This window comes from Mycobacterium hackensackense (assembly GCF_025822555.1).
Taxonomy (GTDB): domain Bacteria; phylum Actinomycetota; class Actinomycetes; order Mycobacteriales; family Mycobacteriaceae; genus Mycobacterium; species Mycobacterium fluoranthenivorans.
In genome coordinates this window covers 1-15,488 of the sequence record NZ_JACKUC010000030.1, presented here as the reverse complement: position 1 = coordinate 15,488, position 15,488 = coordinate 1, and the positions used below count along the sequence as shown (strand labels likewise).

The window sequence follows — 15,488 nt, the reverse complement described above, 5'->3', positions numbered from 1 at the left end:
GACGAACGACTACGACCCGATCCGACAGGATCAGCCGGCGAAATTCGATTTGAGTTCGCCGACGATGTCATCCCACAGGGCTTCCGGCAGATCGTGGGCCATTCCGTCGAACAGGACCAGTCGTGCACCCGGGATGGCACGGGCGATCGCCCGGCCGCCCGACGGGCGCATGAGTTTGTCGGCTTTGCCGTGGATGACCACGGTCGGCACGGTGACCTGCCGGTTGTAGTGGCGCAGGCTGCCGCTGCCCATGATGGCGGCGAACTGCCTGCCCACCCCGGCCGGATAGTAGGACCGGTCGTAACTCTCGATGGCGTCGGCGCGGGCCTTGTCCCTCGGCGTCGGGAAGCCGGGGCTGCCGATGATCTCGGTCAGCCGGATCGTGTTCTCGATGACGGCTTCCCGGGAGGAGTCCTTGGGCTTCTGCAGCAGCGCCAGCAGCTGTTTCGGCCCGGGCGGCGGGAGCAGGGCTTGGTTGTTGCTGGAGAAGATGACCCCGAGGCTGCGCGTGCGGTGGCTGTGCCGGGCGGCGAAGACCTGGGCGATCATGCCGCCCATCGAGGCACCGACGATATGGGCACGCTCGATGCCGAGATGATCCAGCAGCGCGTTCGCGTCATCGGCCATATCCTCCAGGACGTAGCCGGCTGGGCTCTTCAGGCCGACGAGCGACCGCGCCATCCGGGTCGGCAGCGGCGCGCCGCTGCGGGCGTGGGGCAGCTTGGTGGACAGTCCGATATCGCGGTTGTCGAAGCGGATCACCCGTAGTCCCTGGTCGACGAGCTTCTCGCAGAATCCCTTGCGCCACAACAGGAGTTGTGCGCCCAGGCCCATGATCAGCAGGACCGCCGGATCATCGGGATTGCCCATGTCCTCGTAGACGATCTCGATGTCGCCGTGGGTCGCGGTCCCGGTGCGGACGCTCATTCGCTGCCCTCTTCTTTGTGTTCTTTGTGGTCCCGGCTGATCTCCACCATGAAGTTCGCGAAGTAGCCGGTGAATTGCGGATCGCTCATCATCTGCCACTTCGGCGCCAGCAGCTTCATGTACCGCTCGACGTAGAGGAACTGCTTGCCGATCAAGACCAGCTCGCGCGGGAGCTTTACGTCGTACGCGTCGGCGAGGGTGGAGAGTTGTTTCCCGATATCGGCGTAACTCATATCGCCGAGTGAGGACATGGTCAACGGCGTGGCGAACTTCTCCAGATCCTTGGCCGCCTGGGCCTCGGGTTTGACGGTGCCCACCGCACCCATCAGCACGACGATCTTTCCGGCCGCGGCGTGATCCTTCTTCACCACCAGGGCGTAGACCAGTTCGCGCAGCAGCCAACGGGTGCGGGGATCGATGCGGCCCATGATGCCGAAGTCGAAGAAGACGATCTTGCCGTCGTCGTCGACGTAGAGGTTGCCCGCGTGCAGATCACCGTGGAACAGGCCGTGGCGCAGCCCGCCCTCGAACACGCTGAACAACAGGGCCTTCACCAGCGTCTCGCCGTCGAACCCTTTATTGCGGATGGTGGCCACGTCGTCGATGCGGGTGCCCTGGATGCGTTCCATGGTGAGCACCCGTTCGCTGGTCAGGTCCCAGTAGACCTGCGCCACCCGGATGTTCTCACCGAGCGGGGAGGCGTGCATGTGCGCCACCCACGCGTCCATGGACTGCGCCTCCAGGCGGAAATCCAGCTCCTCGGCCAGATTGTCGGAGAAGTCGGCGACCACATCCTGGGCGGACAGCCGCCTGCCCAGCTTGGCGAGTTCGACGACCTGCGCGCCGCGCTTGAGGATCTGCAGATCGGCGGCCACCCGGCGGCGGATGCCGGGGCGTTGGATCTTGACCACGACCTCCTCACCGGTGTGCAGCGTGGCGTAGTGCACCTGCGCGATCGAGGCGGATGCGAAGGGGACCTCGTCGAAGGACTTGAACAGGTTCTGCGGGGCGTCGCCCAGGTCTTCGACGAACAGCTTGTGCACCTGGTCCTTGTCGGCCGGGGGCACCCGGTCCAGCAGTCCGCGGAACTCCCGGGACAGCGGTTCGCCGAACGCGCCGGGGCTGGACGCGATGATCTGGCCGAATTTGACATAGGTGGGTCCCAGGTCGGCGAACGTCTGGGGAATCTGCTGGAGGATCTTGTGTTGCAGACTGCCCTTGGTGAGGAGGTTGGCGACGACGCGGGCGCCGGTGCGGGTGACCTGCCAGCCGGTGGCCCCGATCCGGGCGGCCTCAACCGGCAGTGGCACCCGATCGAGCCTGGCGACCTCGCGGTGCTTGGGTCTCGTTGGCTGAGTGCTCATCCCTGCAGTGTCTCAAAACCGCCGGTAACGCCAAAAACTTGAGTGGTATGCGTCACAGTGAGCTGGCGGCGAAACTGCGCTCGATATCCGCGCGGCTGACCTGCGGATCGGTGCCCGGGACATAGCTGGGCTCGGTGTGCGGCACGGTGGTGCCGTTCTTGACGCGCTGCTGCGCCTCCCGGAACTCGCGTGCCGGGCCGGCGGCGGTGTGCAGGCCGTTGATCGCCGACCACACGAGGGCCCGCCGGGCGGCCCGCTCGATCGGGTTGGGGTCGGTGTGGCCGATCAGCTGCTTGGCCCATCTGGGCATGGTGTCGCGGATCGCCCAGTCGATGGCGCTCTGCGGCATCGGCAGGTTGGGGCCGGTGGCCATGGCTGCGCCGTGGGTCAGCGCCAGGCGGGGCAGGTAGGAGTGCAGACAGTCCAGCGTCTCGGCCTTGGTGGTGGGCAGGTCGGTGCCGCCCAGCGCCTGGCCGACCCGGATGAACTCGCCGTAGTAGCGGTCGAGTTTTTTGCCGCGCAACGGATTCGGGTGGTACAGCTCGTGGGCCGTGGCGATGCCCCACACGACGGTGGCGTAGTTCCAGCGCAGCCACTGCGGGTCATCGGCGTCATAGGCGGCGCCGTCGGGCCGGGTGCCCTTGATGGTGTGGTGCATGGCGCGCACGGTGCGGGCCACCCGTTCGGCGGACTCGGTGTTGCCGTACGCCGTACCGATGAAGAAGGCGATCGAGTGCCCGAGGCGGACCGCGGCGCCCTTGGGGTCCACCACGGGGATGGCATTGCCCTGGTCGTCCCGCTTGACCAGTCGTGAGTGGTGCATGCCCATCCAGTAGATCGACGGATCGAGGCGTTCGATATAGGCCGCGCACTGCAGGCCGAAGATCAGGGCCTCGGTGTGCGAGTGCACGTGCCACACCGCGCTGCCGAGGCCGAACCAACCCGGATCGCCCGCGGGTTCGGCGAACTCCAGGCCGCGGAAGTAGTGCTTGCGGATGTCCCGATCGAACTTGCGTTGCAACAACCGCTCGACGTGCTGGTGCGGCAGATCCATGCCCACATCCCTTCTGGTCACGATTGTGACCAGAATACATTTTGGTCACAGCCGTAGCCAGAACTAATCTGGACCGATGTCGACCCCAACCCGGTGGGCGGGTGTCCCGCTGACCGACCGGCGCGCCGAGCGGCGCGGACTCCTGGTCGACGCCGCCTATGCGTTGTTCGGCGACGGTGGCGAGGCGGCCCTGTCGGTGCGTTCGGTGTGCCGGGCCGCCGGGCTGAACTCCCGGTACTTCTACGAGAGCTTCGCCGATACCGACGAGCTGCTCGGCGCGGTGTACGACAAGGTGAGTGCCGAACTCGCCGAGACGGTGGACGCGGCGATGGCCTCCGCAGCCGACGCGCTGCGCGCCCGCACCAGGGCGGGTATGGCAGCGGTGCTGGACTTCGGTTCGGCGGACCCGCGCCGAGGTCGGGTGCTGTTCACCGACGCTCGGTCCAACCCCGTGCTGATCGCGCGCCGGGCCGCCACCCAGGATCTGCTGCTGGCCGCCGTGCTCGCCGAGGTGCGGACGGGCGCCGACCCGGTGGTCGCGCGGGTCGGCGCGGCGATGTACACCGGCGCGATGGCGGAGTTGGCCCAGCAGTGGCTTGCGGGTGCATTGGGTGCGGACCTCGATGCGGTGGTCGACGCGGCGCTCGGGCTCGTGCTCGGCCGAGATTGATGAAAAGGTCGTTCCCGGTGCGGTGACAGCGACCATGTCGTCGATCTCGACGGAGATGAATCCGACGGGCGGCATGGCGCGTCCAAGAAGGTGTGCCTGTTGCATTCGTCGGGGGTGACGCGGTGACGGCCGGGCGCCTCACCCGTGCCCAGCTTCGTCACCGCTATCGACCCATATTCCGCGGGATCTACATCCCCAAGCACCATCGGCCCTCGTTGTGGGATCGGATCGAAGGGGCGTTGCTCGTCGCGCCCGGTGCCGTGGTCGCAGGTGTGGCTGCGTCGGCGCTGCACGGGGCGAAATGGGTCGACGATGACGTGGACGTCGAGTTGATCGCGGCATGTCGGCCTCAGCCGGGCCTCGTGGTGCGCAGGGAGACGCTGGGTGAGGGCGAGATCATCACAGTGCGTGGGCTTCGGGTGACATCACCGGTCCGGACGGCCTTCGACCTGGGGCGCCACCTGACCCGGGATATGGCGGTGACCCGTCTCGACGCCCTGATGAATGCGAAGCCGTTCGCCGTCGAAGATGTCGAGCTGCTCGCAAAGGTCCATCCTGGACGGCGCTGGCTGACCCGGCTGAATTCCGCATTGCCTCTTGTCGATGGTGGTGCCGAGTCGCCGAAGGAGACGTGGTTGCGCTTGTTGTTCGCCGACGCCGGGTTGCCCACGCCCACCACGCAGTTCGTCGTCCGCACCGAGTCTGGCCGCTACGTCCGGCGGATCGACATGGCCTGGGAGAAGTTCAAGGTCGGTGCCGAGTACGACGGTCAGCAACATCTGACCGAGCGCGCGCAGTACGCGAAGGACGTGTGGGCGAATCGCGAATTGCGCCGGCTGGATTGGCACCTCGTACACGTGATCAAGGAGGACCGCGGACGCGATGTCGTCGCGGACGCCCGCGCCGCTCTGAAGGCCCGCGGCTGGTCGGGTTGAGATCGACGAAAGGGTTGCTCGCACGGTGCTGCGGACAGCCCTTTCGTCGATCTCGCCTTTCGTCGATCTCGCCCAAGCTAGACCGACGCCGGCCGCCAGCGCTTGATCCAGTCCGTCTCCGGCCATTCCTCGGCGGCGGCCAGCAACTCGTACATCGTTGCGCCGTCGACTGTTTCGCGGACGATGTCGGCGTGCCCGGCATGCCGGGACAACTCCTCGACCAGGTGCAGCAGCACCCACCGGACCGACCAGTGGTCGATGTCCTGCGGGAACCACGGCACGTCGTGGGGCACCGGCACCGGAGTGTCGAAGTCGGCTTCGGCGAACACCTGCAGGGTCGCGGCATTCTGCGCTTTCAGGGCTTCCAGGAGGCCGTGCAGGGTCTCGTCCTCGCGCATCACGTACTGCTCCTCGTATTCGGCCATGAGCTCTTCCATCGGCCTGGCATCGGGCACCGGGATGGACGGCGCGTGCGCGGCCCGCTCCGTCCAGCCCTTCTGGCAGTTGGTCACATGCTTGACCAGCCCGCCGATGGACAACGAACTGGCAGCGGGCGCGGAGCGCCCCTGCTCGTCGGTGAGTCCGTAGGCCACCGCCAGGAACGCGTCCTGCTGGAACGCCAGGAAGTTGATCAGGGTCTGGCGCTCGCCGGCGGCGGGGGCGGGCATTCCGGGCATATCAGTTCTCCTTCGAGTGGATGTAAAGGTCACGGATGCAGGCGATTTCCGCACCGTGGTGGATCATTTCGCGGTTGATGTGCAGGACCAGGACGGCCATGGGCTCAGCGCCGTACGGTCCTTCGGCCGGTCCGCAGGGCTTGGTCAGGTCTGCCTCGGTGAGTGCACGCACCCCCGCGATCCAGCGTGCGTACTCGTCATCGAGCTGGCGCAGCGCGCCCGCGGCGTCGGTGGCGTACCGCCAGGTCTCGTAGTCGGCGGGCGGTCCGCCGAAATGGGAGTGGTTGCGCATGGCGAGCACGCCGACGATGACATGTGCCAGCCGCCACGCGATGGTGGTGAAGGGTTCCGGTTGTGGTGGGGGATAGGCGAAATCGATGGTCGTCCCGTTCGCGCCGGGGTGCACGTTCCAGCAGTCGGGCACCGGCTCCCAGAAGTACTCGTCATCGGTCAGGCCCTCGAAGCGCGGACGCAGCTGGTGTGTCCAGTGGAAGTCCAGCTGGTCGGCCAGCAGTTCGGTGTACATGAACCCACCCTGACATCCATATAGGACAGTTTCGGTCCTATGAATGCATCAAGATGGTGAACATGAGCACCGCCAGGGTCCTGCAACTGCTCGGCCTGCTGCAGTCACGCCGGGTTTGGACCTCCGAGGAACTGGCCCAGCGCCTCGAGGTCACCACCCGCAGCGTGCGCCGCGATGTCGAGCGTCTGCGCGATCTCGGATATCCCGTGCACGCAAGCAAGGGGCACGGCGGCGGCTACCAACTCGGTGCCGGGGCCGCCCTGCCCCCGCTGCTGCTCGAATCGGACGAGGCCGTCGCCATGGCCGTGTGCCTGCGCCTGGCCGCGGGTGGCAGCGTGGCCGGAATCGGCGAATCGGCGTTGCGTGCACTGTCGAAACTCGACCAGGTGATGCCGTCACGGTTGCGCTCCCAGGTGGCCGCGGTCCACGAAAACACCGTCACCCTGACCGCCGCCTCCGACGACGCCGTCGACCCCGACATCCTGATGACCCTGGCTCGTGCCAGCCGCGACCACGAACACATCGGTTGCGGATACGTCGACATCCGCGGCAATGCCACCGTGCGCCGCCTCGAGCCCTATCAATTGGTCACCACCGGCCGGCGCTGGTATCTGCTGGGCTACGACCGGGACCGTGACGACTGGCGCAGCCTGCGCCTGGACCGGATGTCCGACGTCCGCGCGCTCGGCAGCACCTTCGTCCCCCGATCTGCCCCCGACGCCGCCGACTACGTGCGCCGCGCCATCAGTTCGTTGCCCTACCGCTACATCGCCCGGGTGCGGTATCACGCCGCGCACGATGTTGTCGCCCAGACGTTTCCCGCGACGTCGGTGCAGATCGAACCCGACGGACCCGACGCGTGCATCGTCACCACCGGCGCCGACGATCCCGCGCGGATGGCGTTGTATCTGGCCATGCCCGGGTGTGAGTTCGAAGTCCTGGACCCGCCCGAGGTGGCCGAGGCGGTACGGGCTGCCGCCGAACGCCTTCGCAGGGCGGCCGCGCGAACGTAAGGTGCGCTCATGCGTCTGACCGCAGCGGAGCCGACCGAACTGTTCGTCGGGCCGGCGGACGCGCCGCTGCAGATCGTGCGGGTCACCTGTCAGGACGCCGCCGGCGAGGTGATCCGGATCGAGGGCGAGGGCCTGCGCGGCGAGGGGCCGGTCCTCGGCGACACCGGCGAGATCCCGGTTCACGTCGACCAACCGGTTCCCGGCGAACGACGGCCGGCGCGGGCAGGTGATCTGCCGTTCACCTTCGTCGTCGCGGAGCCCGGCTGGACGATGCACATGATCAGCCACTTCCACTACGACCCGGTCTGGTGGAACACCCAGGCCGCCTACACCAGCGTCTGGACCGAGGATCCACCCGGCGCGTGCCGGCAGACCAACGGATTCGAACTGGTGACGGCGCATCTGGAGATGGCCCGCCGCGAGCCCGAGTACAAGTTCGTGCTCGCCGAGGTGGACTACCTCAAGCCGTTCTGGGACACCCACCCCGAGGAACGGGCCGATCTGCGCCGCTTCATCGCCGACGGCCGGATCGAGATCATGGGCGGTACCTACAACGAACCCAACACCAACCTCACCAGTCCGGAGACGGCGATCCGGAACTTCGTGGCGGGCCTCGGCTTTCAGCGTGATGTGCTCGGGGCCGACCCGGCGACGGCATGGCAGCTCGACGTGTTCGGCCACGACCCGCAGTTCCCCGGGATGGCCGCCGACGCCGGGCTGACGTCCAGTTCGTGGGCTCGCGGTCCGCATCACCAGTGGGGTCCGATGGCCGATCACGGCGACCCCGAACGCATGCAGTTCGCCAGCGAGTTCGAATGGACGGCACCGTCCGGTCGGGGCCTGCTCACCCACTACATGCCGGCGCACTATGCGGCGGGTTGGTGGATGGACGCCTCCGCCGGCCTCGCCGAGGCGGAGCAGCAGACCTTCGCACTGTTCTCCAGCCTGAAAAAGGTTGCGTTGACCCGCAATGTGCTCCTGCCCGTGGGTACCGACTACACCCCGCCGAACAAGTGGGTCACCGAGATCCACCGCGACTGGAACGCCCGCTACACCTGGCCGCGATTCGTGTGCGCCCTGCCCAAGGAGTTCTTCACGGCCGTCCGGGCCGAACTCGCTGACCGGGCCGCGCTGCCTTCGGTGCAGACCCGGGACATGAACCCGATCTACACCGGCAAGGACGTCTCCTACATCGACACCAAGCAGGCCAACCGTGCCGCCGAGAACGTGGTGTTGGAGGCCGAACGCTTCGCGGTGTTCGCCGGAACACTCTGCGGCGCCACCTATCCGCAGGCCGCGCTGGAGAAGGCCTGGGTACAACTGGCCTACGGAGCCCACCACGACGCGATCACCGGCTCCGAATCCGACCAGGTTTACCTCGATTTGTTGACCGGCTGGCGTGATGCGTGGGAACTGGGCCGGGCCGCCCGCGACAACGCGCTGGCCCTGCTCAGCGGCGCGGTGGATGCGCCGATGGTGGTGTGGAATCCGCTGGCGCACCGTCGGTCGGATGTGGTGACCGCGCAGCTCGACCGCCCGTTCGCCGGCGTGGTACGCGACCAGCACGGCGACCCCGTCCCGTCGGTATCGCACGGACACACCGTGAGCTGGCTGGCACGCGATGTCGGATCGCTGGGTTGGCGGGCGTACCGGCTCGACGACGACAGCCCGGGATCAGAGTGGGAGCCGTTGGACGGCAACGAGATACGCAACGAGCACCATCGAGTCCGCGTCGACCCGGCCCGCGGCGGCGGGGTGAGTTCGGTGCTCGCCGGCGGGCGCGAGCTGATCACGGGCACCAAGGTGGGCAACGAACTCGCCGTCTACGACGAGTACCCGGCACACCCGAAGGCCGGCGAGGGGCCGTGGCACCTGCTGCCCACCGGCCCGGTGGTGTGTTCCTCGGCGTACCCCGCCGAGGTGCGGGCTTTCCGCTGTGCACTCGGAGAGCGGCTGACCGTTCGTGGACGCATCGGCGACATCCTTCGCTACACCCAGACGATCACGCTGTGGCACGGCGTCTCGCGCATCGAATGCCGCACCACCGTCGACGAATTCACCGGCGCCGACAAGTTACTGCGGCTGCGCTGGCCGTGCCCGGTGCCCGGTGCGATGCCGGTCAGCGAGGTCGGCGACGCGGTGATCGGCCGCGGCTTCGGCCTCCTGCATCCGCACGGGGCGGCGCACGCCGTCGACTCCGCGCAGGATCCGTACACGCTGGACAACCCGGCATACGGCTGGTTCGGGTTGTCCTCGATGCTGCGGGTGCGTGTCGGCGCGGGGGTCCGGGCGGTCTCGGTGGCCGAAGTCGTGACGCCCGAAGAACAATTCGATGTCCGCGACCTGATGGTTGCCCTCGTGCGCGCCGGCGTCACCGCCACCTGTAGCGCGGCGGACAAACCGCGCTACGGCGACCTGTCGGTGGACTCCAACCTGCCCGATGCGCGGATCGCGCTCGGAGCGCCGGACGAGAATTCGTTCACCGCAGCTGTTTTGCACACTTCGCCCGAACACCGGCACGAGCTCGATCGTCAGCTCGCCGCGGGCGGCACGGCCCGAGTGTGGGTCCCCGCGGCCTTGGCGCTCGCCGACACCTGGATACCCGGTGCCGACCTGCGCGGCGTCCGCAGCTTGCCGGTCCTCATCGTCGTCGGCGATATCGGGGCGCTGGTGCAGGATCTGGCCGACGCAGAGATCGCCGTGCACCAGGACGCAGCCGCCGGGCTGACCCCGTTCGAGTCGGTGACCGTCGCGCTGTGCAACCGGGGCGTGCCCGGTTTCGCCGTCGAACCCGACGGCACGCTGCACACCTCGCTGATGCGGTCCTGCACCGGCTGGCCCTCGGGAACCTGGATCGACCCGCCGCGCCGCACCGCCCCCGACGGCTCCAACTTCCAGCTTCAGCACTGGTCGCACACCTTCGACTACGCGCTGGTGGCCAGCGAGGGGGACTGGCGTGACGCCGACATACCGGCCCGCAGCGCGGAGTTCTCGCATCCGCTGATCGCCGTGCCCAACCGGCGGGCGGGTGCCGACGGACTGCCGGCCCACGGCGCGCTACTCGACGTCGACTCGACGGGAGGCCGCGTCACCCTGGGTGCGCTCAAGGCCGCCGGCAACCCGTTCGCGGCGGGTTCGACCGCGCGGGTCGAGCCGTCCTCGGTTTCCCTTCGCCTCGTCGAAACGCACGGCCGGAGCGCAGAATTCGTGGTCCGATCGGGTATCTGCAGTATCTCGGCGCTGACCGAGGCCGACCTGCTGGAACGGCCGTCCGGTCCGGCGACCACGACGCTGCACGGCTATCAGATCGCCACCCTGCGCGGCCGGCTGGACGGGATCCGGATCGCCAACGCCGATCAGCAGACACTGGCCCCGGAGGCCGAGTACGCCCAACCGCTCTATGCGCGCTACTGGTTGCACAACCGTGGTCCCGCGCCATTGGGGGGTTTGCCGTTGGTGGCACACCTGCATCCCAGCCATCTCGTGGCTGAGTCGGATACCGTTGTGCGTCTTCGTCTCACCGCAGCCAGTGACTGTACGGATACGGCGCTGCACGGCCGGGTCCGGATGGTGATGCCGCCCGGTTGGATCGCCGAGCCGGCCGACCTGTCCTTCGTGCTGCCGCCGGGGGAGTACCTGGAGGCCGAGGTGGGGGTGACGGTACCGGCGGGCATCCCGCGCGGTCTCTATCCCGTCCGCGCCGAACTCGCCGCGGGCGGACGCGGGCTGCCCGCGGCGTGGCATCAGGTCGTCGAGGACGTCTGCATCGTGTCGATCCAGGCCACAGCGCATGACGAGATACTGCGGCTGGTCTCCGGGCCCGAACCGGTGAGCGTGCGGGCCGGCGGCCGCGCGGCGCTGTCGGTCACGGTCGGTACCGATGCGGGCGCCGACCTTGCCGTCGAAGCTCACCTCATCAGTCCGTGGGGGACCTGGGAATGGTTGGGTCCGCCGGCCGTCGGGGCAGAGGTACCCGCGCGCGGGACACGGCAACTGGACTTCGACGTCGCCCCGCCACCCTGGCTGGATCCGGGCCGGTGGTGGGCGCTGATCAGGGTGGCCTGCGCGGGCCGACTGGTGTACTCGCCGGCGGTCGAGATACAGGTGCTGCCGTGACGGCGGTGGCCTGGGTGGCCGGTACGCCGATCCCGGAAACCGCTGTCGACGAACGCGAACGTCGGCTGCGGACGGGATCGCGTGCTGCGGCATTGCCCCGGCCGGGAACCAGTGAAGGCAGGCAGCTGCGCCGCTGGCTGACCCAGCTGTTGGTGGCCGAGGCGGTGGTGGCCGGTGAGCAAGGCGGAGCCGATCCGCCGGCCCTGCACGATGTGCTGCCCGACCCGGCGGCACGACTGGAGATCGGCAGCGTCGGCGCCGCGGTGCTCGAATCACCGCACGCCCGTGCCGTTTTCGCGCGGATCACTGCGGCGGTCGAGGTCTCCGAAGCCGATATCGCGGCATACCACGAACGTAACCCGACCCGATTCGGCCCGCGCCGCACAGCGATCGCACTGGAGCAGGCGCGGCCCGCGATCACCGCTCATCTGCGGGCGGCCGCCGGCCGGCGCGTGTTCCGGCACTGGCTGGATTCGCGCTGCGCCGAACTGGTCCGACTGGCACCGGGTTACGAGCATCCCGGAGACCCGCGCCAACCCGATAACACTCACCGGCACTGACCGTCATGGCAGATCGGTGTCACCTGATAGAGATGGGCACCTGATGGCACTCACCCTCGCGCTCGACGTCGGCGGCACCAAGATCGCCGTCGGGCTGGTCGATGCGGCGGGCACGCTCACGCACCGCGCGCAGCAGCCCACCCCACACGCCGACGCGGACACCGTATGGGAGGTCGCCGCGCAGCTGATCCGCGATGCACTGGACCGCGCCGGCGGCCCGGTGCGCGGTGTCGGCATCAGCTCCGCCGGCCCCGTCGACCTGCACTCCGGAACGGTCAGCCCCATCAATATCGCTGGCTGGCAAGCATTCCCGATCGTCGAGCGGACTCGACAGCTGACCGGCGTCCCGGTGCGCCTCGGGGGTGACGGACTGTGTATGGCGCTCGGCGAGCAGTGGCGCGGCGCCGGGGCCGGCGCGCAATTCCTGCTGGGCATGGTGGTCTCGACGGGCATCGGCGGGGGACTGGTGCTCGACGGCGCCCCGTATGACGGGCGCACCGGCAATGCCGGCCACATCGGTCACGTCATCGTCGAACCGGACGGCGAGCCGTGCACGTGCGGGGGCCGGGGTTGTGTCGAGACCGTGGCGTCGGGCCCGCATCTGGTGCGCTGGGCACGGGAGAACGGTTGGGCGGCCCCGCCCGGCGCCGACGCGAAAGTGTTGGCCGACGCCGCCCGTGCAGGTGACGAGGTCGCGCTCAAGGCGTTCCGCCGGGGCGCGACCGGGGTGGCGATGATGATCGCCGGGGTCGCGGCGACCTGCGATCTGGACCTTGTCGTCATCGGTGGCGGGGTGGCCAAGTCGGGAGCTCTGCTCTTCGATCCGCTGCGGGCGGCGCTGCACACCTACGCCGGACTGTCGTTCCTGCGGGATCTCCGCGTGGTCCCCGCCGCACTCGGCGGGGACGCCGGACTGGTGGGGGCCGCCGCGCTGGCCCTGGCCAGGTGAGTGCGTCCCCCATCGCACGGCGCTGCGGTACCGGTGGCGCTCGTTTTGGCTGATCGGCCGTGGGTCCGCTATCCTTACCGGGTTCCACCGAAGACCGTCGGTCACCGAGCAATCGGTTGAAGGTCCCGGATTTCCGGGCGGCCCACGCAGGAGGACGAGGTAACAGTATTTCCTGTGCGCCCCGACCTGTCCTGTGTCGGGGCGTTTGTGATTTCAGGCCCTTTTGCCGCCCATCCGGGCTCTGGCGGTTGGTGGACATCCCAACCATCACGAGGAGGCAAGCATGGCCAACGCTGACAAGGCCACCGCGGTCGCCGACATCGCCGAGAAGTTCAAGGAGGCGACGGCCACCGTCGTCACCGAGTACCGCGGCCTGAAGGTGTCCAACCTTGCCGAGCTGCGCAGGTCGCTGGGCGACGGAACGACGTACACCGTCGCCAAGAACACCTTGGTGAAGCGTGCGGCGTCCGAGGCCGGGATCGAGGGTCTGGACGACCTCTTCACCGGTCCGACCGCCATCGCGTTCATCAACGGCGAGCCCGTCGACGCTGCCAAGGCGATCAAGAAGTTCGCCAAGGACAACAAGGCGCTCGTCATCAAGGGCGGCTACATGGACGGCAAGGCGCTGTCCGTATCCGAGGTCGAGCGGATCGCCGATCTGGAGTCCCGCGAGGTGCTCCTGTCGCGCGTCGCCGGCGCCCTGAAGGCCAAGCAGTCCCAGGCCGCTGCGCTGTTCGTCGCGCCCGCGTCCCAGGTCGCCCGCCTGGCCGCAGCTCTGCAAGAGAAGAAGGCCTCAGAGGGTTCGGCAGACACTGCCGCCTGAGACCAACAAAACCACCACCACCCATAGAGATAAGGAATCACCATGGCAAAGCTGTCCACCGAAGAACTCATCGACGCCTTCAAGGAACTGACCCTGCTCGAGCTCTCTGAGTTCGTGAAGGTGTTCGAGGACACCTTCGACGTCACCGCCGCCGCTCCGGTCGCCGTTGCGGCCGCCCCCGCCGCCGGTGGCGCTGCCGCCGAGGCCGCCGAGGAGCAGTCCGAGTTCGACGTCATCCTCGAGGGTGCCGGCGACAAGAAGATCGGCGTCATCAAGGTCGTCCGCGAGATCGTTTCCGGCCTGGGTCTGAAGGAAGCCAAGGACCTGGTCGACGGCGCCCCCAAGCCGCTGCTGGAGAAGGTCACCAAGGAAGCCGCCGAGGACGCCAAGGCCAAGCTCGAGGCCGCCGGCGCATCGGTCACCGTCAAGTAGTTTCAGCCTCGTTGATGGGCCGGGTCGGTAACGACCCGGCCCATCGTCGTCGAAAGGCCTGTTTGCCAACTCACTTCTGTGTTGCTGAAATCAGCCGTGCGCTACAGTGACTCAAGCCACAGGCGGGGTAGCACGTGGCGCGGTGGGTCGTAGTCGGAAGGAAACCGTATGGGCGTCGCAATCGACGTAACTGGACTGAGTAAGTCGTTCGGGTCGTCGAAGATTTGGGAAGACGTCACGCTGAAGGTTCCCGAGGGTGAGGTCAGCGTGTTGCTGGGCCCTTCGGGTACCGGTAAGTCGGTGTTCTTGAANACTGGACTGAGTAAGTCGTTCGGGTCGTCGAAGATTTGGGAAGACGTCACGCTGAAGGTTCCCGAGGGTGAGGTCAGCGTGTTGCTGGGCCCTTCGGGTACCGGTAAGTCGGTGTTCTTGAAGTCGTTGATCGGTCTGTTGCGCCCGGAGAAGGGTGCGATCTATATCGATGGCACCAATATCTTGGAGTGCTCGGCCAAGGAGCTCTACGAGATCCGGACCTTGTTCGGTGTGCTGTTTCAGGATGGTGCGCTGTTCGGGTCGATGAATATTTATGACAACACGGCGTTCCCGTTGCGGGAGCACACCAAGAAGTCCGAGTCCGATATCCGCAAGATCGTGATGGAGAAGCTCGAGCTGGTGGGTATGCCCAATGATGGGCAGTCGATGAATATTTATGACAACACGGCGTTCCCGTTGCGGGAGCACACCAAGAAGTCCGAGTCCGATATCCGCAAGATCGTGATGGAGAAGCTCGAGCTGGTGGGTATGCCCAATGATGGGCANAAGTTCCCCGGTGAGATTTCTGGTGGTATGCGCAAGCGTGCCGGCCTGGCGCGGGCGCTGGTGTTGGATCCGCAGATCATCTTGTGCGATGAGCCGGACTCCGGTCTGGANCCGGTCCGTACCGCGTATCTGTCGCAGTTGTTGATCGATATCAATGCCCAGATCGATGCGACGGTGTTGATCGTGACGCACAACATCAATATTGCGCGGACGGTGCCGGACAACATCGGGATGCCGGTCCGTACCGCGTATCTGTCGCAGTTGTTGATCGATATCAATGCCCAGATCGATGCGACGGTGTTGATCGTGACGCACAACATCAATATTGCGCGGACGGTGCCGGACAACATCGGGATGTTGTTCCGGAAGAAGTTGGTGATGTTCGGTCCGCGTGAGGTGTTGTTGACCTCGGAGGAGCCGGTGGTCAAGCAGTTCCTCAATGGTCGTCGGATTGGTCCGATCGGTATGTCGGAGGAGAAGGACGAGGCGACCGCGGCGGCGGAGCAGGCGATGATGGATGCCGGTCAGAGCGATGGTGGTGTGGAGGAGATCGAGGGTGTGCCGCCGCAGCTGATTGCGACGCCGGGGATGCCCGAGCGTAAGGGTGTGGCGCGTCGTCAGGC

13 protein-coding genes and 2 pseudogenes are annotated in these 15,488 nt (G+C 67.3%); 10 read left to right on the top strand and 5 right to left on the bottom strand.

All coding sequences use genetic code 11. The annotated features are described in order from the left end of the window. Nucleotides 1-30 precede the first annotated feature (30 nt). From H7J86_RS09440 to H7J86_RS09430, 3 genes are read right to left on the bottom strand one after another with little or no spacing between them, the layout of a single operon-like run. The gene (locus H7J86_RS09440; RefSeq protein WP_090360035.1) at nt 31-927 is read right to left on the bottom strand and encodes an alpha/beta fold hydrolase; all 897 of its coding nucleotides are present in this window, start codon (nt 925-927) and stop codon (nt 31-33) included. After that, complete coding sequence (locus H7J86_RS09435; protein WP_267290687.1) at nt 924-2,291, bottom strand: ABC1 kinase family protein; 1,368 nt, start codon at nt 2,289-2,291, stop codon at nt 924-926. The genes H7J86_RS09440 and H7J86_RS09435 overlap by 4 nt, the downstream gene beginning before the upstream one ends. A gap of 52 nt (nt 2,292-2,343) precedes the next feature. Next, a complete protein-coding gene (locus H7J86_RS09430; RefSeq protein WP_267290685.1) occupies nt 2,344-3,345 on the bottom strand; it encodes an oxygenase MpaB family protein in 1,002 nt (333 codons plus the stop codon). Nucleotides 3,346-3,421: 76 nt separating this feature from the next. Here H7J86_RS09430 and H7J86_RS09425 point away from each other — a divergent pair, with 76 nt between their 5' ends. Then, nucleotides 3,422-4,015, top strand: coding sequence for a TetR/AcrR family transcriptional regulator (locus H7J86_RS09425; protein ID WP_267290683.1), 594 nt, complete (start codon nt 3,422-3,424; stop codon nt 4,013-4,015). Nucleotides 4,016-4,107: 92 nt separating this feature from the next. Then, nucleotides 4,108-4,950, top strand: a complete 843-nt coding sequence (locus H7J86_RS09420) for a type IV toxin-antitoxin system AbiEi family antitoxin (protein ID WP_090360027.1) — start codon at nt 4,108-4,110, stop codon at nt 4,948-4,950. Nucleotides 4,951-5,027: 77 nt separating this feature from the next. Here the strand turns inward: H7J86_RS09420 and H7J86_RS09415 are convergent, their stop codons facing one another. Together H7J86_RS09415 and H7J86_RS09410 are read right to left on the bottom strand one after the other, a co-directional pair. Then, nucleotides 5,028-5,627, bottom strand: coding sequence for a DinB family protein (locus tag H7J86_RS09415; protein ID WP_267290681.1), 600 nt, complete (start codon nt 5,625-5,627; stop codon nt 5,028-5,030). A 1-nt stretch (nt 5,628) separates the two neighbouring features. Further along, complete coding sequence (locus H7J86_RS09410; protein WP_090360022.1) at nt 5,629-6,153, bottom strand: DinB family protein; 525 nt, start codon at nt 6,151-6,153, stop codon at nt 5,629-5,631. Nucleotides 6,154-6,215: 62 nt separating this feature from the next. Here H7J86_RS09410 and H7J86_RS09405 point away from each other — a divergent pair, with 62 nt between their 5' ends. The 8 genes and pseudogenes from H7J86_RS09405 to H7J86_RS33680 form a co-directional block, all read left to right on the top strand. Further along, nucleotides 6,216-7,166, top strand: a complete 951-nt coding sequence (locus tag H7J86_RS09405; protein ID WP_372517248.1) for a helix-turn-helix transcriptional regulator — start codon at nt 6,216-6,218, stop codon at nt 7,164-7,166. 9 nt (nt 7,167-7,175) lie between these two features. Beyond that, a complete protein-coding gene (locus H7J86_RS09400) occupies nt 7,176-11,282 on the top strand; it encodes a glycoside hydrolase family 38 N-terminal domain-containing protein (RefSeq protein ID WP_267290679.1) in 4,107 nt (1,368 codons plus the stop codon). Continuing rightward, on the top strand, nt 11,279-11,842 hold the full coding sequence (locus H7J86_RS09395) for a DUF7158 domain-containing protein (protein ID WP_267290677.1): 564 nt from the start codon (nt 11,279-11,281) through the stop codon (nt 11,840-11,842). Before H7J86_RS09400 ends, H7J86_RS09395 begins: the two co-directional genes overlap by 4 nt. A gap of 43 nt (nt 11,843-11,885) precedes the next feature. Further along, nucleotides 11,886-12,791 carry an ROK family protein gene (locus H7J86_RS09390; RefSeq protein ID WP_267290676.1) on the top strand — a complete coding sequence of 302 codons (906 nt, stop codon included), beginning with the start codon at nt 11,886-11,888 and terminating at the stop codon, nt 12,789-12,791. Nucleotides 12,792-13,074: 283 nt separating this feature from the next. Then, a complete protein-coding gene (gene rplJ / locus H7J86_RS09385; RefSeq protein ID WP_090360014.1) occupies nt 13,075-13,614 on the top strand; it encodes a 50S ribosomal protein L10 in 540 nt (179 codons plus the stop codon). A 42-nt stretch (nt 13,615-13,656) separates the two neighbouring features. Continuing rightward, a complete protein-coding gene (gene rplL, locus H7J86_RS09380; protein ID WP_090360011.1) occupies nt 13,657-14,046 on the top strand; it encodes a 50S ribosomal protein L7/L12 in 390 nt (129 codons plus the stop codon). A gap of 300 nt (nt 14,047-14,346) precedes the next feature. Beyond that, a pseudogene (locus tag H7J86_RS33685) lies at nt 14,347-15,078 on the top strand (ABC transporter ATP-binding protein); the annotation flags it as partial. A 120-nt stretch (nt 15,079-15,198) separates the two neighbouring features. Beyond that, nucleotides 15,199-15,488 (top strand): annotated as a pseudogene (locus H7J86_RS33680) (ABC transporter ATP-binding protein); the annotation flags it as partial.